We start from the raw sequence: 16,568 nt of genomic DNA on the forward strand, positions 1-16,568 counted from the left end.
TTCAATATTGAAGGCTTTTCATATTATTCTATCGCTGTGCTGTATTGCGCTTTCACAAGCCCGGCATAAATGCCTCCTTTAGCGAGCAGCTGATCATGGTTCCCTTCTTCTATTTTCCTGCCGTGATCAAGAACAATGATGCGGTCGGCGTCGCGGATCGTAGACAATCTGTGAGCGATCATCACTGCTGTACGCCCTTTCAGAAGCGTTTTTAACGCTTGCTGAATTTTTACTTCTGTCTCTGTATCAATGCTTGCCGTTGCTTCGTCAAGGATGATAATAGCCGGATCGGCGAGCAATGCTCTTGCAAATGAAATAAGCTGACGCTGACCGGCAGACAGTACGCTGCCCCTTTCCTCTACCTCTGTTGCGTATCCTTCCGCTAAATCGGAAATAAACTCATCCGCTCCGACCGCTTGGGAGGCTTTCATCACTTCTTCATCCGAAGCATTTGGCCTTCCAAAACGAATATTTTCCATGATGGTCCCAGAGAAAATAAATGTATCTTGCAGGACAATGCTGATTTGAGAGCGCAGACTGGCAAGGGAAAGATCCTTAATCGGTATACCGTCTATTTTAATGGTGCCTCCGGTCGCATCATAAAAACGGCTGATTAAATTGGCAATCGTCGTCTTCCCGCTCCCTGTATGCCCGACAAGCGCAAGCGTCGAGCCCGCAGGAATAGAGAAAGAAACGGCGTGAAGGGCTTTTCGTTTTTCATCATACGAAAATTCAACCTCTTCAAAACTGATCTCCCCATTTATCTTTTCATTTTGAATGGCATTCGGCTTCTCCTTGACATTTGGCTGTTCGTCCAGAAACTCAAAAATCCGTTCTGATGATGCCATCCCCATTAACAGCTGATTATAGACCTGACCCAGTCTCGAAATAGGTTCCCAAAACATTCCCAGATAGAAAGCAAAAGAAACGAAGACGCCAATCGTAATGGTTTCATTCATGATGAGTGTGGCTCCATACCAAATCAAGACAGCCGTCCCAATCGCATTCGTCATTTCTACAAGCGGACGGAACATGGCATTTTTTCTAGTTGCTTCCCGCCATGATTCGTAGTTCTCCTGATTGACACCGTCAAAATACGCCATGTTTTCTTCTTCCTGCGTAAATGCCTGCGTGACCCGGATGCCCTGAATGCTTTCGTTTAGATGAGAGTTGAGCTTCGATTGCTTCAGCCGTACCGTTTGCCAGGATCGGCGTATTTTTTTTCTGAGACTTGTTGAAATAAAAAACATAATCGGCAATGTCACCATGATGGCTATAGTCAGCTCAGGGCTCAGCGTAAACAAAATGATAATCACGCCGGCCAGAAGCAGCAAGTCGGTCAACAAATTGATGACTCCGCTTGTAAAGAGCTCCTGAAGAGAGTTAATATCATTCATGATCCTGACTAAGATCGATCCCGCCGACCGCTGATCAAAAAATCGATGGGATAAGCGCTGCACATGGGTAAATAAATGCTGTCGCAAATCGTAAATGACATGCTGGCCAAGCTGATTCATCCACCTGATTCTTAACACATTGGCGGCGTAATTGAGGACATATAAACCGCTAATAATAAAAATGAGCTGAATCAGCAGCTCCGAGTTTCTCCCTGTAATCGCTTGATCAAGAACATAAACGCCGATCAAAATGGGGATCACAAGCTTCACAGCAGTGCCAATTAATACGGTGAGAAAAGAAAGCGGCAAAATTGTTTTTCGATATGGTTTGACATAGCTCAGCAGCCGCCACATTTGAGCCCAGTTAAACGGCTTTTCAATGATTTCATCTGAAGAGTAATAGAAACGCTCTAAAATCCCCTGTTTTTTCGCTTGTTTCATTTGGCCCCTCCCTATCCGACCTCATGCGGCTCATTAATCATTTTGACATCACGGTATTGCAAATCGTAAATCTTTTTATAGTAGCCGCCTTTTTTAAGAAGCTCATGATGTGTTCCCCTTTCACGAATGCGTCCTTTATTAAAAACGAGAATTTCATCAGCGTGTTTCAGTGAAGAAATGCGGTGAGCGACGATAAAGGTTGTGCGGTTTTTCATGACTTCTTTTAAGGCAAGCTGTATGCTGTGCTCCGTTTGCATATCTACTGCGCTTGTGGCATCATCCAATATTAAAATGCTCGGGTTCAAGCAGATGGCTCTCGCAATGGCAATACGCTGTTTCTGCCCGCCGGAAAGCCCCATTCCCCTCTCTCCCAGCATGGTGTCATACCCATCAGGAAGCTCCACAATAAAGTTATGAGCCTGTGCCCTTTTTGCCGCTTCGATGACGTCGTCCATTGAGGCATCCGGCCGCCCATACGAAATATTTGATCTAATCGTAGATGAAAACAGGAAGGATTCTTGAAGTACGACCCCGATATTGGAGCGAAGGGTTTTTAACGAATAATCCGTGATTGGTTTGTGATCAATGGTAATCATTCCGCCAACAGGACTGTAAAATCTGGTGAGAAGCTGTGTCACTGAGCTTTTGCCTGAACCTGTCGGGCCCAACAGTCCGATTACCTTCCCGCTGTTTGCCTCAAAGCTTACATTGCACAGCGCGTTTGTTTGTTCTTTCCCGTATGCAAGAGAAACATTTTTGAAATGGACATCTCCGGTTAATTTTTGTTTATGCAAAGCATGAGGATGATCTGTAATGTCTTCTTCTTTTTCCAGAATGTCGAGCAGGCGTTCCCCTGACGCTTTTGCTTGAGAGAACATATTGATGACAAAACCTAAGTTCATAATGGGCCACATCATATAATTGACAAGGCTGAAGAAAGCAACGAGCTCGCCGGGATTGAGCTGATTTTGCATAACCAAGTAACCGCCGTATGAGAGGAGAGCTACAATACAAATGTTACCAATGAACTCCATTAAAGGGAAATACGCAGACCAGATGGATGATGTTTGTAAATACTGCGCCCTGTATTCTGCATTGGCTTTATTGAAAGTGCTGATCTGAAAATCTTCCCTGGAAAGAGATTTAACCGTATTAATGCCGCTGATATTTTCCTGAACTTTTGTATTGAGTTTCGCAAACGATTTGCGGATGCCTCTGAAGGCGGGATGGACTCTTTTGTCAAACCGGTATACCGCAACCGCGAGAAATGGCAGAACAGCTATTGTCACAAGCGTGAGAGGAACAGAATAGTAAAACATAACCGACAGGCTGATGGCTACCAGCAGGCCGAAGCGAATGAGCTCAGCGAGACCGTACGATAAGAAAAAACGAAGCCCTTCAACATCAGCAGTCAGCCTGGACATCAAATCTCCTGTTTTCGCGTTATCATAGTAAGAAAAAGAAAGCCGCTGCAGTTTTTCATACAGACCATTTCTCAGCCGATAAACGGATTTGATCCCGAACATATCACCTAAATACTGATGAAAAAAGGTAGCCGTTCCTTTCAAAACCATTACCGCAATAAATCCTAAGCTGACCCACGCCGCAAGCTGATACTGCCTTCCAAGCACGATCTCATCAATCGTAATTTGCAGGATAATCGGATAAACGACAGTAATTGCAGTCATCAAAAGCATGGCTAGAAGCGACCACATAAACACTTTTCTGTACGGCCAATAATACATTTTTAATCTTTTAAATGTCTCCATATCCAGCACCTTTCCAACATTTATCATCTTCACTATATCGATACCCGAAATAAATTTCTATTATTTTTCAAAATTTCAGTCTAATTATGGAGTGAGTCTCTTACTTTATAGGGAGTAACATATGTAGAATAAACGCTTACAGAAAATCATTGTATGCTGAGGATACTTGGGGATATGCCAATGAAATACAGAAAAACCAGACGGCTGAAATGCCGTCCGGTTTTCATCCCCCGCTGACCGGCGGTATGATGGCTACCGTGTCACCCGAAGATACAGAGGTATTTTCTTTTACATAGCTTTCGTTAACGGCAATCATAGCCGTATCAATAGATTCAAGACCGTATTGTTCTTTTAGACTCGCTTTTATTTCATCTGTGGTTGCTTGTTCCACATCTATTTCTATTGCTTGTGTACCGGCCTGTTCAGCCAGTCCTGCAAATAAAAGAATTTTAATCATGCTGCTCTCCCTCGCTTAGGTCTGGTTTTCCGTTCGGATAAGCTGTTGTTTCTAGCTGGTCACCGATCCATTGCTCACCGTCTTCCCAAATTTCTTTTTTCCAAATCGGCACAATCTGTTTAATGCGTTCAATCGCATACTCATTGGCTTCATATGCGGCTTTTCGATGGGGAGAAGATACAGCAATCACTACCGCTGCTTCACCGATATCGAGCACACCTATACGGTGCGTGATCGCAGCTGAGGCACCTTCCCATTTTTCTTCGATTTCAGCGCCGATTTGAGCAAGCATTTGCACGGCCATCGGTTCATATGCCTCATATTCAAGCCGAACCGTTCTTTTTCCGTTTGTCCATTCCCGAACCGTACCAATAAATGTCGTAATGGCTCCTGCTTCCCGTTTCTCCACTTTTTTAATGATGTCTTCAGTATTAATGGGTGTTTTCGTAATCTCAAACCGTTCCATTATGCAGATTCCCCCTTCAGCTGTGAAAGCACAAAATCCACGGCAACCGGATCATCCGCATGAAAAACGGGTAATCCCTGATGCTCTGTCATATGCTCTTTTTTTCTATAGATGATGGCGATTATATTTACTGCTTGCAGCGCTTCCAGATCTTCCTTTTCACTTAGGATAACCACTTTAGGATAAGGGGCTTTTTTAAAGCCTTCAATCAGAAGACAGTCTGTTTCGAGAAATTGGTATAACTCGACCAGCCGTGCCAAATCCCAATTGCGGCGGGCAGTCAGCTGTAACACACCAGCACCTTCTACCGCTGTTACATCAGCACCTGCCGCCTTGTAACGGTCCGTGTCTTTTCCTTCCGTGAGCGTTTGCGGTTCACCGCCGTGACCATGGTGCTTCAGGCAGCCCAAATGGACTCCCTGTTCAGAGGCTTTTTCAAGAATGCGCTCAATAAACGTTGTTTTCCCGCTGTTTTGAAATCCTACAACTTGGACGATCGGGAAAGGACGGACCAAGGCCATTCACTTCCATTCTCTTCTCTGATGAGCAGCACTTGAACCGTTCTGCCAGATTCGTAGCCTCGCGTGCCGCCCGGCAGGATAATAAATGCATTGGCATCTGCAAGTGATGTGACAGAGCTCGACTTATCTAAACCAACGGGTGTCGCCAACAGCTTCCCTTCCTGATGGTGCACGAGCGCACGAACAAATCGGGTAAATGGGTTCGGCTTCGGAAAATCCTTGGTCAAAACTGCTTCCGCACAAATTGAATGCGGTGTTTCATTGAGCAGCCATGTCTGGATTATCGGTTTGACAAACAGTTCAAAACCGACATAGCATGCCGACGGATTACCTGAAAGGCCAAACAGCAGCATATCGTTTGCATGCGCCACCGTTGTCACGCTGCCCGGGCGCATGGCAACTTTATTAAACAGCACGTCCGCTCCGAGTTTTTCATAGATCGCAGGCAAAAAGTCAAAGTCACCGACTGACACACCGCCAGTTGTGATCAGGAAATCCACTTTTTTCATCGCTTCTTTAACTGCAGCAAAGCTTTTATCCAGTTCATCAGAGATTTTCCCTAAATAAAGCGGTGTTGCGCCTGCTTCTATCGCTTGCGCATATACCATACTCGCATTGCTGTTGCGGATTTTTCCCGGTTCCAGCGGATCACTGACATTCAGCAATTCGGTACCGGTTGCGATAATCCCGACTACAGGCTTTCTCACGACAGGCACAGATGCGTATCCGAATGTTGCCAAAAGAGCCGTCACTCCTGGTGTCACCCGGGTGCCCTTTGTCAGTAAAACACTCCCTTTTTGAGCGTCCTCACCTGTTTTTGAAATATTATCCCCCGTCTGAAAGCGGCGTTTTAAAGACATAAATGACTTCCCATTCTCCTCAAAGGTTTGAGTCAGTTCAATCATGACGACTGCATCTGCCCCTACAGGGATTTGCGCGCCAGTCATAATCCGCACGGCCTGAAACGGGCCAAGTTTTTTTTCAGATACTGCTCCCGCTCCAATATGGTCAATAACTTCAAACCGAACTGGGTTTTCACGTGATGCATATGCCGTATCGCACGCTCTGACAGCAAAACCATCGTATGGCGAACGGTCAAACGCAGGGACGTGGTGATCCGCAGTTATATCTTCGGCTAAAAACCGATGAAGGCTGTCTTCAAGCGCCACCCATTCTGTTTCACCTTGTTTTTGAAAATGGCAGACACGCCGAACTGCCTCGTCTACCGGTATCGGTGTTCTTTTCTCCAGCATTCTGACCCCTCCTGTTGTTACAGTCCAATCACTCTTGCCAACACGGAGTTGGCTTCTTTCACATCATTTGTTCCATGCACCAGTGCCCGTCCGTCATTGAAAATGACAATTCTGAAATCCTCGTAAAAAATATGCAGCAAAAACGCATTAGCCTCGACCTTGCCGATTGTTTTCAGCCGCTTAATGAGTTCCTGTTTCGGGATTCTTTTTAATGATTCTGACCTTACCTGCACTGTATCACGGCCGCATAATACAGCAGCTTTTGGTGTATTCCAATCCTGAAGATAAGGATATACCGCATTTGCTCCGCAAGATGGACAATCCTCACGGCGTACATGATTAACGTTAATCTTCATATGCGAATTGTTCCAGACATCAAATGTCACAAAACCCCGCTGTATTGCTTCTATTTGGCCGGTTAACAGCTTAAATGCCTCAGCCTGCTGATATGCTGAAACGATATGCACAGCAGGCGGAATAATGCCGGCAGTATCACACGTCGCCCCGCCGACAGGAATTTGCTCAAACAAACAAGACAGACAAGGGGTTTCTCCGGGAATGACAGTCATGAACATTCCCTGGCTGCTTACACAGGCGCCATAGACCCAAGGTGTCTTTGTTTTCTGGGCAAGATCGTTTATCAGCATGCGGGTTTCAAAATTATCTGTCGCGTCGATCACGACATCTGCTTTTTCAATCAGCGGCTCAAGCGTTTCGGCTGTTCCTTCGGTAACATACGCCTCAATATGTATCTCGCTGTTAATCGCTGATAGATGCTCTTTGGCAGCCATGGCTTTCGGCATGCGGAGTTTGGCATCGCTTTCTGTATAAAGCTGCTGCCTTTGAAGATTGCTCCACTCCACATAGTCACGGTCAATAATGGTAATCGTACCGACTCCCGCTCTCGAAAGCCCTTCAGCTCCTGCAGTGCCGAGCGCTCCCGCTCCGACAATCAGCACATGGCTGTCTGCCAGTCTTTTCTGACCCTCTTCCCCAATTTGCTTAAATCTGATTTGCCGTGAATAACGTTCCTCCATCAAACCTGTTCTCCTTATCTTTTATGTCATCTTATCATGTTATTGCCCCGTCAGTCCCGCTTGAGGGAGTTCGATTTTTCTTCCAAACAGCTAAAATCATCACGTGTATTAATGTTGATAAACTCTGCCGGGTTTGCTCCGATATTTTCAGCCTGTACGTAACAAACCGAAATTCTGCCTAATAAATCTGATATTCTCAACCTCTTCTCAGAAAGCTGATCGTATAGAACTGGCATGATACGTTTGTGGTAAATCGCAATCAATGGCTGCACTTGTCCGTCTGAAATTGGGACTACCGCGTCAGCACCGGCAGTCATCAGACGTTTGAGCTCCAGTATCGTCCTTCTTTGTATCAGCGGTGTGTCACAGGAAAGAACAGTATAAAGATCACCGTCTGTCTTTTTAAAAGCGGTATATATACCAGCCAATGGCCCCATGCCTTGAAATGGCTCAGCATCTTGATACACTTCATTTTCACCGTTTTCTTGAAATCTATCAATAAATTCGGGACGGCTGATGATAACCGTTTGTTCTCCAAGTGCCTCTTTAGCGCATTCGTAAAGCATCCTGCCCTTCCATTTGACAAACGCCTTCGGTTCTCCAAAGCGACGTGAGGCTCCCCCTGCCAACAGTACGTTTACATGCTTCATATCATCTCACCTCTAGTTTCGTTAAAAGCATAGCAAAAGCAAAGGCTCAACGCTACTGCTTGTCTGTTTATTAAAGAGGAATAGCTGTTCAGTATTTGCATATTGTAGTGTTAACATCATGAGGGAGATGGTTCGAATGAAAAGATCAGGTCCTTTTTTCCACGACGTGTCTCAGGAGAACCTTTATTTAAAATCCGAGCTTTCAAGGTGCCATAAGCTGATTGCTGAACTTGAAGCAAGCTACTTTCATCAGAAAAATAACAAACTGCTCAAAGAAAATACCGATATGAAAGAAAAACTCCAGCAGCTGTCTGCCGAATTAACACATATGTCAACAAAAGAAAAACATGCCTCCCACACCAGCCAAACCCTGCATCAAATAAGAGCTGAACTGCTTGATAAAATCGTTGTTTTGCAGGAGCTTCTATCTGCTGAAACCTATAAACGCAGAGCCGAAATCGAAGAAAAACATAAACTTCATATTGCTAAAGTCAAAATCGAAGAAGAAAATAAAAATCTTCATAAACGGATCAGCGAACTTCAAGCCTCGATTGAGCAGGAACAAAATGCACTGCTTCAGGCAAAACAGCAAGCCGAATTGATAAAAGCCGAAAACGGGCGTCTAAAAGAGCAAATGGTAGAAAAAGAATATCAGCTAAAACATATTAAAATAGAAGTTGATCATATGAAAGATCGAATCATAGAAACGAAAGAAAGACTGCTAGACATAGAAAAAACGAAAGAAAAATTATTTCACGAAACTATTATATCGTATAAACGGCAACTTGATGAAAGCGATGCCTGGATTGCTTCTCATTTTGCCGATATTGATGGCGGCACGAAACAAAAAGAAAAAACGGAAGAAGAAGCTCCAGCGGCCTACGCGCAGCCAAATCATGTAGAGACTATCCTTGAAGATGTCACCAAACAGATACATGTGCTTCAAAAACAGCTTGCCCACGCCCAATCATCAGACCAGGCCAAGAGCCATACAATCGAAGAGCTGAGAAACAGAGCCGCTGAAGAAAAGCCTTATCAAAAGTGGGTGTATAAGCTTAATCTTGAAAAAGAAAACAAACCTTCACAGAAAAAACCTCAATAAAAAAACTGCTTGAGCGATGCCAAGCAGTTTTTCTTTATATTTATTCATTTGCTGATTCTGCAGATTCGATTTCACCCTCTAAAATGTACTGCCCGCGATATGGCTTTTTCACTTCCGGGTACATTTTAATTAAGCTTTGCATAAACGTTGTCATATTAGGGATTTCAAGACCGCTTTCTTTTTCAATCTCTTTTTGAAGCTCCGAGCTCTTAATCGCCGCGTTGTGGCGTTTTAATGTTTTAATAGCAGCTTCACGCAGCTTAGCTGCTTTTGATCCCGGTCTTGCCGTTCCTCTTCTTCTTCGTGTTGTTCCGTCTGGTATACCGGCAGGAAGAGAGGAAATAGATTGAAGCTGAGGCTGGACAGACTGCTGCTGTGATTGCGGCTGATAGCTTCTGATTTCCTGAGCCGCAAGCTCAGCGAGAACCGGCAGAGAGTCAGGTTTTTTTTCAGAACGGAAATCCTTTTTGATTTCGGAAGGGCTTCCATTTCTGTCCAGCTCTCTTAATTTTGCGTATATTTTATCACGTTCAATTTGATATTCACGAATGACTTTCACTTCAGCTTCATTTAATTGTTCTAACCGCAAGCGCAAAGCTTCTCTTTCATTAAACATTCCTCAATGTACCCCCTATCAAAATTAACATCTTTAATTAAGATATTAGATTACAAAAGTAATTTTATCAACTATTATTTTAGCATTTTACTATTATATTTACTCTATGAAAAATTCCTTATTTTCTGAAAATGTTTTATTTTTCAAAAGAGTCCTTTATTCTCAAGGGATTAAGGGGCTTTCTAGTTTATTTGGTATAATGTTGAAAATATATATTTTACTTACTTCTTTAAAGAAATTTAGTGTAATATCTACAATTTTCGAGTTATGAGATATGAGATTTATCTAAAATTGAGGAAAAACATCAAAAATTAGCTGTGTTTTCTAGCGTATCAATCAAACAAACCATCAATTCCTATACCCAAATTTGGAAAAATAAGCTTCTTACTCTTCTTCCATTGCTTTTTGCACAAATAAAAAACCTGATGTGATCAGGTTTTTAGGAAATACTATTTAGTCAGATACCTATTCCGTTTCAGCCAGAACGCGGTTCACACGTTTTTCAAGCATTTTCATACCGCTCCCGCCGGCTTGGAAGTGACGGAGCTGTCCTGTTTTATCAAACACATAATACGCAGGTACGTATTCATTTTCAAATGCATCGGTTAAAGCATGGTCACTGTCAACAAAAATCGGCTGGGTGATATCGTGTTCAGCAGCTGTTTCTTTAATTTTACCAAGATCAAGATCATCTTCGGAACGGGGCATGTGTACAGCTACAACATTCAGTTGATCTTGATATTTATCACGAAATTCATTCACTTGCGGCATCGCTTCTTTGCACAAGTGGCAGCTGATGGACCAGAAATGAATAAGCGTCGGCTTTTCCCCAATCAATTGCTCTCTCGTCACTTCACCATTTAACCAAGCTTTTTCTCCCGTCAATTCCGGCATGGGCTGACGTAATTTCATTGCTTTTTCCCTCCTATTTTAAAAGAGAGGCCTAACGAATATGCTAGACCGCTTTTCGTTCTTGGAAAGAATTAAAGTGTTTTTTGGCCTGGTTTCCAGTTAGCCGGACAGAGTCCGCCAGTTTGCAGCGCCTGGAGAACACGAAGCGTTTCATCAACATCACGCCCAATGTTGTTATGGAAAACAGTTTGATATTGAAGCTCCCCTTCAGGATTAATAATAAACAATCCGCGCAAAGCCACACCTTCTTCTTCGATTAAAACGCCATATTCCCGGGATACCTCATGGTTTGTATCAGCAGCAAGCGGGTATTTCAGCTGGCCAAGACCGTTTTCTTTGCGGTCTGTATTGATCCAAGCTAAATGAGTATGGATGGTATCAGTTGAAACCCCGATGACTTCTGCATCAAGATCTTCGAACTCGTCATAGCGGTCAGACATTGCTGTAATTTCTGTCGGACAAACAAAAGTGAAGTCCATTGGATAGAAGAATAGCACTGTCCATTTGTCGTTTTTCATGTTTTCCTCAAGACTTACTTTGCCGAATTCTTTGCTTGCAAGGACTGCTTCCATTTCAAAACGAGGAGCTTGTTTACCTACCATACGTTCTGCCATATGTATCCCTCCAATTTATTGTTTGGCTTAAAGGTCAAAATCGCATGAAAATAAAGGGTGATTAACCATTTTTAGTTATATTGCAATGCCATTATATAAAAGCAGATTTCCTGAGTCAATTTTTAACAAATCATGTATGTCTTTGGCTTCGACATTTTTGAATAAAACGTTTAACATGGTCATGTACAGGGTAACTAGTCTCAATGTGCAGCAATCAATTAGAAAAGGAGCTCAACATGGACTTTATTAAACAATATGATTGGGCGGGACTGATTACAAATGCCGGTGTTCTGCTCATTAAACTCGCCATTATGATATTGCTCTATTTTATCGTTCGATCATTAGGCATGAAAATCATTAAACATCTGTTTGCAAAATTCGAGGAGCAGAATAGCTTGTCTATCGGACGTGCACATACGCTCCGAAGCCTGACTCTTAACATATTTGCTTATACATTGATTTTCATATTTTTCGTCATGGTTCTAGATTTGTTTCATTATGATCCAAGCGCTCTTTTAGCGGGGGCAGGAATCGTCGGCCTGGCTGTCGGATTTGGCGCCCAAGGGCTTGTCAGTGATATCGTGACAGGTTTTTTTATTTTGCTTGAGAAACAATTGGATGTCGGAGATTATATTACCGTTTCCACCTTTGACGGAATTGTCGAGCAGGTTGGCTTAAGGACAACTCAAATCCGCAGCTTTGACGGAACACTGCATTACATCCCCAACAGAAACATCACAAACGTAAGCAATCATTCTCGTGGTACCATGCAGGCTCTTGTTGACATTAAAGTGCCGGCTGAAAGAAATATTGATGAAATGATTCATATTTTACAGCAGGTTTGTGATGAAACGGCAGCGGCTCTTCCACAAATAAAAGAAGGACCAAATGTCATCGGGATTCAAGAACTGGGGACTTCTGAAATTGTAATCAGGGTCATTGCCAAAACAGAAAATATGGAACAGTGGCGAGTCGAACGAGTGTTGAGAAAAGAAATAAAGAACGCGTTCGACCGCGCTTTCCCTAAAGAAACAGAATAAATAAAAGAACCGAAGCTTTTTGCTTCGGTTTTTATATTACTGAATTCTGCTTTCAACTTCGCTGCAAATTTCTTCAGCCGTCATCCCGGAAGCTGTAATGACAGGTGCTTGTGTTACCGTATCGGCTATCCCTTGCACATTATTATCAAGACCTGTTACGACACAGCAGTCACAGCCTTGAGCATCAGCAGGGCTTTTCATCATTACAACGTCATATCCTTTTTCTTTTAAAGCAGCTTCTACATCTGATAATGATTGTTCAATTCCTATTTTTTTAGCCATTTTTGAACACCTCCGTTTACTAGAGTGCTCATTTTATGGAATTTTATTCTTTCATTTGTACTTAATTGGCATAAACAGAAAAATAACCTGTCATGACATTAACCGCTGTTTCTATCGCATTTTCATCGGGATTCAGCTTAGCATGATGAAGCCCATGTTCAGAATCAGCGCCGAGCCAGAACATGAAGCCGGGATATTTTTTCAGCATGTAGCCAAAATCCTCTCCAGTCATTGCTTCTTTTGCTTCAATTACTGTCGCCAGTTGATGTTCAGCAACAAAAGACATAAATTCTTCTGTTAATCCGCTCGTATTGTAAACTTGGTGATATACAGACGGATATGTCACTTTTCCTTTGCAGCGGAATCCGATTTCGATTCCTTTCACTACATCTTCAATCCGTTCCTTTACTTGTTTCATCGATTCTTCAGAAAGCGTGCGGATCGTGCCTTCCAGGTGGGCCGTTTCTGCAATGATATTTTGTGCCGAGCCTCCGGTAATGGTACCAACTGTAATAACAGCACTGTCTAGCGGATCTGTGTTTCTAGAGATAATCGTTTGCAGCTGGGTGACAAGTGTACTTGCTGCTACAACCATATCCTCAGCCAAATGCGGATATGCCGCATGTCCCCCTTTGCCTTCCAGATCGATGACTAGCTCTGATGTATTCGCAAATAGAAGGCCGCTTTTTGTCGCAATGGTGCCTACCGGAAGCTCTGGAGCAATATGAAGCGCAGTGATGAAATCAGGCTGCCACTTTTTTAATACATCGCTCTCAAGCATTGGTTCCGCACCGCCAGGCCCTTCCTCTGCCGGCTGAAACAGAAAAAGCAAATCATGTTTGACTGGGTGGTGAACAAAATGATCAATAATGCCGAGTGCAATCGTCATATGCAAATCGTGACCGCAGGCGTGCATGTTGCCGTGATGCTCTGATGCGAATGGAAGACCAGTTTGCTCTTCTATAGAAAGCGCATCGATATCCGCTCTGTACGCCAGCATTTTTTCCGGCGCCGTCCCGTTCACTTTTACAAAAAGCCCTGTTCGCCATTTCTCAATTTCAATTCTGTCTTGCGGATATTGTTCCAAGACATTTAATAAATACTGCTGGGTTTTGAACTCCTGAAATCCAAGCTCCGGTATACGATGCAGATCTCTGCGAATTGCGATGAGCTCCTCTTTCTTCATTTCTATTCCTCCTGCCTATACGAATAAGGCGTGGATATATTATCCACGCCTTTTTTATCAAACTTTTCCTTACAGCTGGCGTAATTCCTGCTTGATTTCAGTTTTGCCTTTTGTTTTTTCATCAATGTCTTTGATTTTTTTAGCTGGTGTGCCTGCAACGACAGTGTATGGCTCAACGTCGTTTACCACGATCGCTCCCGCAGCAACAACAGCTCCTTTACCTACTGTTACACCTTCAAGCACAACAGCATTTGCGCCGATTACGACGTCGTCTTCAATCACAACCGGTTTAGCGGATGGCGGCTCAATAACGCCCGCAAGTACAGAACCCGCGCCGATATGGCAGTTTTTTCCGACAGTAGCTCGTCCGCCAAGCACAACGTTCATATCAATCATTGTGCCTTCGCCGATGACTGAACCGATATTAATAGAAGCACCCATCATGATGACTGCGTTATCACCGATTTCAACTTGGTCGCGGATGATCGCGCCCGGCTCGATACGCGCTTTGATGTTTTTAAGATCAAGCATTGGGATCGCAGAATTGCGGCGGTCATTTTCAACCACATAGTCTTCGATTTTGCTTTGGTTTTCTTCGATTGCTGTTTGGATTTCGCTCCACTCACCGAAAACGACACCAGTGTTTCCGTTGATAAAAGCTTTCGCAGATTCGCCGAAATTGATTCCTTCCAGCTCACCTTTCACGTAAACCTTTACAGGTGTAGATTTTGTACTATTTTGAATAAATGAAATAATTTCATTTGCGTCCATCATTTTCATATGTATAGTCCTCCTCCTGATTTTCTACCTCATTACTGTATCAAAGGAAAGATACAAAGACAAGAAAAAAAGGAACAGCCGTTTTAGCAGTTCCCAGTGAGTGATCAGACAGCGCATCCGCTTTTCTTTGCGAATTGTCTCCCAAAGTTTATTAATTCTTCCTCTTCGTCACCTTCTGGATTATTTTCGATTTTTACCGAAGGCAGCACAATGTCGCCACCGCATTCTTTTATTTTTGCTTCGAGCGTATCAACCGCTCCGCAGAAAAATTCATATGCTGTATCACCAGAACCGAATACAGCGCATGTTTTACCGGAAAAATCAATCTCCTCCATGTCTTCAGCCAGATCTAAAAATTCATCAGGCAGATCTCCGTCTCCCCACGTATAGGTTCCCATTATGATATGGTCATAATCGGTAAACAGCTGGGCATCATCAATATCCATTGCTTCGAAACGGTCTACTTCTGCTAACGCCTCCTGAAGCCCCTTTTCAATCAAATCTGCCATAGCTTCAGTGTTGCCTGACATTGTTGCATAAACGAGCAAAATCTTCGCCAATTCCTTGTTCCTCCTCTAATGAATCATTGCTGAAACTTCGTACGGCTGGACAAATTTACATTCATACAAGCCTGCGCAAAAGAAATTCTCTTTCTGATTGGCCACTCTCCATCCATGTCCCTTAATGGTATCGAACCATTTTAACGACCGGGCTTCGAGATCAACCTGGTAAATTCTCGAAAAACCATTTTCATCTTGTGTTGTAGTGACATATATAATGCCATCATCCTCTGAAAGATCAAGAAATGATTCTTCATTTCTGATCATGCTGGATTGAATGATAAATTCTTCACCATTCAAAAGATTCCTTACAGTGACAGCACCGTGCTTTCCTTTCACAGAACCCATCGCCGCCACCAGCCAATTTTCATTAAACACGAGCATGGATGCCGTCATCCGGTTTTTTTCTTTTTTGACAACTTGGACAGTGTCACGCTTAATGTCGTAAGCCCAAATGCCGCCAAAATATTCGTGTATTTGCGTGCCGATAAAAAGATTGCCCCCGTGAAGGCATAACGACCGGATAACAGGGGGATTATGAAACTCGGCAAAAGGTTTGGCTACGCGCCATGAGACACCAAAATCATCCGATACATAAATACAATGCTTACCGTGGGCGCAGACAAACCCGTTGTTTCTGCCGGTAATCGCCCACACTGTTGCATTTGTCGGAAAGCTCGACATCGTCCAGGTTTTCCCTTCATCAGCCGAACGAATGACTGTTCCCTTTTCACCAACGCCAAATAAGTAAGGCCCTATGTAGCTGATACAGTGTATCTTACTTTTCAAACGAAAAAGCTTTCTCCAGCCCTGCTCCAAAGAGTAATGAAAAATGCCTTCTCTTTGTACCGCCACAAAATATCCAGAAAACGCCGATGCCGTAACAGCAGTTGCCCCTTTATGAAACATGGCTTTTTTCCTTGTTCATATAATCTGCCCATGCAAGAAAACCTCTCGCAAACGCTCGGCAGCTTTCCACATCTTCATCTGTTTCAGGCGCTAATTCAATTTTTAGTGTTTCCTGGTAAACAGCAGCTCCCGCCTCTTGCAGCATGGCATTGAACAAATTCACCGCTTCGCAAAACTTTGGATAAGAATAATCGCCAGACCCGAAGCAGGCTGTTTTTAAACCATGAAGCTGAAGCTGTTTGACCTCTTCGAAAAAATCCTCCGCTTCGTAGGGCAAATCGCCGTCCCCCCATGTATAGGTGCCAATCAGTACATAATCATAGGAGGTTAAGCAAGACACATCCACATCATCTATCTCGACACAATCGATATCCAACTCATATTCCTGAAGCGTATCTTTTATTATGAAGGCAATGTCTTCTGTATTTCCTGACATGCTGGCATATGTAATCAAGGCTTTAGCCATGTTATCACCCCATTAATTGATAATGATTTTCAATATCATATGTATCACTTTAAATGATAATGATTTTCATTGTCAACAGATAAATAAAAAAAAAGACAGCACCTCGCTGT

19 protein-coding genes are annotated in these 16,568 nt (G+C 43.3%); 2 read left to right on the forward strand and 17 right to left on the reverse strand.

Annotated elements, in window-relative coordinates:
- Positions 1 to 23: 23 nt before the first annotated feature.
- From BGM23_RS14320 to BGM23_RS14355, 8 genes are all read right to left on the reverse strand, one after another.
- On the reverse strand, positions 24 to 1,838 hold the full coding sequence (locus tag BGM23_RS14320) for an ABC transporter ATP-binding protein (protein ID WP_029725927.1): 1,815 nt from the start codon (positions 1,836 to 1,838) through the stop codon (positions 24 to 26).
- Between the two features lie 11 nt (positions 1,839 to 1,849).
- On the reverse strand, positions 1,850 to 3,607 hold the full coding sequence (locus BGM23_RS14325) for an ABC transporter ATP-binding protein (protein WP_038427632.1): 1,758 nt from the start codon (positions 3,605 to 3,607) through the stop codon (positions 1,850 to 1,852).
- A 223-nt stretch (positions 3,608 to 3,830) separates the two neighbouring features.
- Complete coding sequence (gene moaD / locus BGM23_RS14330; RefSeq protein ID WP_014476678.1) at positions 3,831 to 4,064, reverse strand: molybdopterin converting factor subunit 1; 234 nt, start codon at positions 4,062 to 4,064, stop codon at positions 3,831 to 3,833.
- A complete protein-coding gene (locus BGM23_RS14335; protein WP_015715811.1) occupies positions 4,057 to 4,530 on the reverse strand; it encodes a molybdenum cofactor biosynthesis protein MoaE in 474 nt (157 codons plus the stop codon). Before BGM23_RS14335 ends, moaD begins: the two co-directional genes overlap by 8 nt.
- Entirely contained in the window at positions 4,530 to 5,051 is a 522-nt protein-coding gene (gene mobB / locus BGM23_RS14340; RefSeq protein ID WP_029725925.1) for a molybdopterin-guanine dinucleotide biosynthesis protein B, read from the reverse strand. Before mobB ends, BGM23_RS14335 begins: the two co-directional genes overlap by 1 nt.
- Positions 5,012 to 6,304 (reverse strand): molybdopterin molybdotransferase MoeA, encoded by a 1,293-nt coding sequence (locus BGM23_RS14345; protein ID WP_038427631.1) that lies wholly within the window; start codon positions 6,302 to 6,304, stop codon positions 5,012 to 5,014. Before BGM23_RS14345 ends, mobB begins: the two co-directional genes overlap by 40 nt.
- Positions 6,305 to 6,321: 17 nt before the next feature.
- The gene (locus BGM23_RS14350) at positions 6,322 to 7,341 is read right to left on the reverse strand and encodes a molybdopterin-synthase adenylyltransferase MoeB (RefSeq protein ID WP_017696813.1); all 1,020 of its coding nucleotides are present in this window, start codon (positions 7,339 to 7,341) and stop codon (positions 6,322 to 6,324) included.
- A gap of 50 nt (positions 7,342 to 7,391) precedes the next feature.
- Positions 7,392 to 7,991 (reverse strand): molybdenum cofactor guanylyltransferase, encoded by a 600-nt coding sequence (locus tag BGM23_RS14355; RefSeq protein ID WP_021479380.1) that lies wholly within the window; start codon positions 7,989 to 7,991, stop codon positions 7,392 to 7,394.
- Between the two features lie 136 nt (positions 7,992 to 8,127).
- On the opposite strand from BGM23_RS14355, the gene cse15 reads away from it, so the two are divergent.
- On the forward strand, positions 8,128 to 9,093 hold the full coding sequence (cse15, locus tag BGM23_RS14360) for a spore protein Cse15 (RefSeq protein ID WP_029727015.1): 966 nt from the start codon (positions 8,128 to 8,130) through the stop codon (positions 9,091 to 9,093).
- A gap of 40 nt (positions 9,094 to 9,133) precedes the next feature.
- Here cse15 and rok read toward each other — a convergent pair whose 3' ends face one another.
- From rok to ahpA, 3 genes are all read right to left on the reverse strand, one after another.
- Positions 9,134 to 9,709 carry a transcriptional regulator Rok gene (gene rok / locus BGM23_RS14365; protein WP_003232378.1) on the reverse strand — a complete coding sequence of 192 codons (576 nt, stop codon included), beginning with the start codon at positions 9,707 to 9,709 and terminating at the stop codon, positions 9,134 to 9,136.
- A 465-nt stretch (positions 9,710 to 10,174) separates the two neighbouring features.
- The gene (ykuV, locus tag BGM23_RS14370) at positions 10,175 to 10,621 is read right to left on the reverse strand and encodes a thiol-disulfide oxidoreductase YkuV (protein WP_015252187.1); all 447 of its coding nucleotides are present in this window, start codon (positions 10,619 to 10,621) and stop codon (positions 10,175 to 10,177) included.
- A 71-nt stretch (positions 10,622 to 10,692) separates the two neighbouring features.
- Positions 10,693 to 11,235 carry a biofilm-specific peroxidase AhpA gene (ahpA, locus tag BGM23_RS14375; RefSeq protein ID WP_003245371.1) on the reverse strand — a complete coding sequence of 181 codons (543 nt, stop codon included), beginning with the start codon at positions 11,233 to 11,235 and terminating at the stop codon, positions 10,693 to 10,695.
- A gap of 236 nt (positions 11,236 to 11,471) precedes the next feature.
- On the opposite strand from ahpA, the gene mscT reads away from it, so the two are divergent.
- Positions 11,472 to 12,275: a small-conductance mechanosensitive channel protein MscT gene (mscT, locus tag BGM23_RS14380; RefSeq protein WP_003244994.1), complete on the forward strand. Its 804-nt coding sequence runs from the start codon at positions 11,472 to 11,474 to the stop codon at positions 12,273 to 12,275.
- A gap of 36 nt (positions 12,276 to 12,311) precedes the next feature.
- On the opposite strand, the gene BGM23_RS14385 is transcribed toward mscT, so the two are convergent.
- The 6 genes from BGM23_RS14385 to BGM23_RS14410 all read right to left on the reverse strand — a co-directional run bounded on the left by BGM23_RS14385 (position 12,312) and on the right by BGM23_RS14410 (position 16,458).
- A complete protein-coding gene (locus tag BGM23_RS14385; RefSeq protein WP_003232382.1) occupies positions 12,312 to 12,557 on the reverse strand; it encodes a YkuS family protein in 246 nt (81 codons plus the stop codon).
- A gap of 61 nt (positions 12,558 to 12,618) precedes the next feature.
- Positions 12,619 to 13,743 (reverse strand): N-acetyldiaminopimelate deacetylase, encoded by a 1,125-nt coding sequence (locus tag BGM23_RS14390; protein WP_021479383.1) that lies wholly within the window; start codon positions 13,741 to 13,743, stop codon positions 12,619 to 12,621.
- Between the two features lie 69 nt (positions 13,744 to 13,812).
- Positions 13,813 to 14,523 carry a 2,3,4,5-tetrahydropyridine-2,6-dicarboxylate N-acetyltransferase gene (gene dapD, locus BGM23_RS14395; protein ID WP_003218680.1) on the reverse strand — a complete coding sequence of 237 codons (711 nt, stop codon included), beginning with the start codon at positions 14,521 to 14,523 and terminating at the stop codon, positions 13,813 to 13,815.
- Between the two features lie 104 nt (positions 14,524 to 14,627).
- On the reverse strand, positions 14,628 to 15,083 hold the full coding sequence (locus BGM23_RS14400) for a flavodoxin (protein WP_029727014.1): 456 nt from the start codon (positions 15,081 to 15,083) through the stop codon (positions 14,628 to 14,630).
- 15 nt (positions 15,084 to 15,098) lie between these two features.
- Positions 15,099 to 15,992, reverse strand: coding sequence for a hypothetical protein (locus BGM23_RS14405; RefSeq protein WP_029727013.1), 894 nt, complete (start codon positions 15,990 to 15,992; stop codon positions 15,099 to 15,101).
- Positions 15,982 to 16,458 (reverse strand): flavodoxin, encoded by a 477-nt coding sequence (locus BGM23_RS14410; RefSeq protein ID WP_029727011.1) that lies wholly within the window; start codon positions 16,456 to 16,458, stop codon positions 15,982 to 15,984. Before BGM23_RS14410 ends, BGM23_RS14405 begins: the two co-directional genes overlap by 11 nt.
- Positions 16,459 to 16,568: the final 110 nt, after the last annotated feature.

This window comes from Bacillus sp. FJAT-14266 (genome assembly GCF_001719225.1).
Classification (GTDB): domain Bacteria; phylum Bacillota; class Bacilli; order Bacillales; family Bacillaceae; genus Bacillus; species Bacillus subtilis.

Excerpts from the sequence above, each read along its gene's own strand:
- moaD (WP_014476678.1), bottom strand. The coding sequence starts at position 4,064 with ATGATTAAAATTCTTTTATTTGCAGGACTGGCTGAACAGGCCGGTACA.
- BGM23_RS14390 (WP_021479383.1), bottom strand. The coding sequence starts at position 13,743 with ATGAAGAAAGAGGAGCTCATCGCAATTCGCAGAGATCTGCATCGTATA.
- BGM23_RS14335 (WP_015715811.1), bottom strand. The coding sequence starts at position 4,530 with ATGGAACGGTTTGAGATTACGAAAACACCCATTAATACTGAAGACATC.
- BGM23_RS14345 (WP_038427631.1), bottom strand. The coding sequence starts at position 6,304 with ATGCTGGAGAAAAGAACACCGATACCGGTAGACGAGGCAGTTCGGCGT.
- cse15 (WP_029727015.1), top strand. The coding sequence starts at position 8,128 with ATGAAAAGATCAGGTCCTTTTTTCCACGACGTGTCTCAGGAGAACCTT.
- mscT (WP_003244994.1), top strand. The coding sequence starts at position 11,472 with ATGGACTTTATTAAACAATATGATTGGGCGGGACTGATTACAAATGCC.
- BGM23_RS14385 (WP_003232382.1), bottom strand. The coding sequence starts at position 12,557 with ATGGCTAAAAAAATAGGAATTGAACAATCATTATCAGATGTAGAAGCT.
- BGM23_RS14350 (WP_017696813.1), bottom strand. The coding sequence starts at position 7,341 with ATGGAGGAACGTTATTCACGGCAAATCAGATTTAAGCAAATTGGGGAA.
- BGM23_RS14405 (WP_029727013.1), bottom strand. The coding sequence starts at position 15,992 with ATGTTTCATAAAGGGGCAACTGCTGTTACGGCATCGGCGTTTTCTGGA.
- mobB (WP_029725925.1), bottom strand. The coding sequence starts at position 5,051 with ATGGCCTTGGTCCGTCCTTTCCCGATCGTCCAAGTTGTAGGATTTCAA.
- ykuV (WP_015252187.1), bottom strand. The coding sequence starts at position 10,621 with ATGAAATTACGTCAGCCCATGCCGGAATTGACGGGAGAAAAAGCTTGG.
- BGM23_RS14325 (WP_038427632.1), bottom strand. The coding sequence starts at position 3,607 with ATGGAGACATTTAAAAGATTAAAAATGTATTATTGGCCGTACAGAAAA.
- BGM23_RS14410 (WP_029727011.1), bottom strand. The coding sequence starts at position 16,458 with ATGGCTAAAGCCTTGATTACATATGCCAGCATGTCAGGAAATACAGAA.
- ahpA (WP_003245371.1), bottom strand. The coding sequence starts at position 11,235 with ATGGCAGAACGTATGGTAGGTAAACAAGCTCCTCGTTTTGAAATGGAA.
- BGM23_RS14320 (WP_029725927.1), bottom strand. The coding sequence starts at position 1,838 with ATGAAACAAGCGAAAAAACAGGGGATTTTAGAGCGTTTCTATTACTCT.
- rok (WP_003232378.1), bottom strand. The coding sequence starts at position 9,709 with ATGTTTAATGAAAGAGAAGCTTTGCGCTTGCGGTTAGAACAATTAAAT.
- BGM23_RS14355 (WP_021479380.1), bottom strand. The coding sequence starts at position 7,991 with ATGAAGCATGTAAACGTACTGTTGGCAGGGGGAGCCTCACGTCGCTTT.
- dapD (WP_003218680.1), bottom strand. The coding sequence starts at position 14,523 with ATGAAAATGATGGACGCAAATGAAATTATTTCATTTATTCAAAATAGT.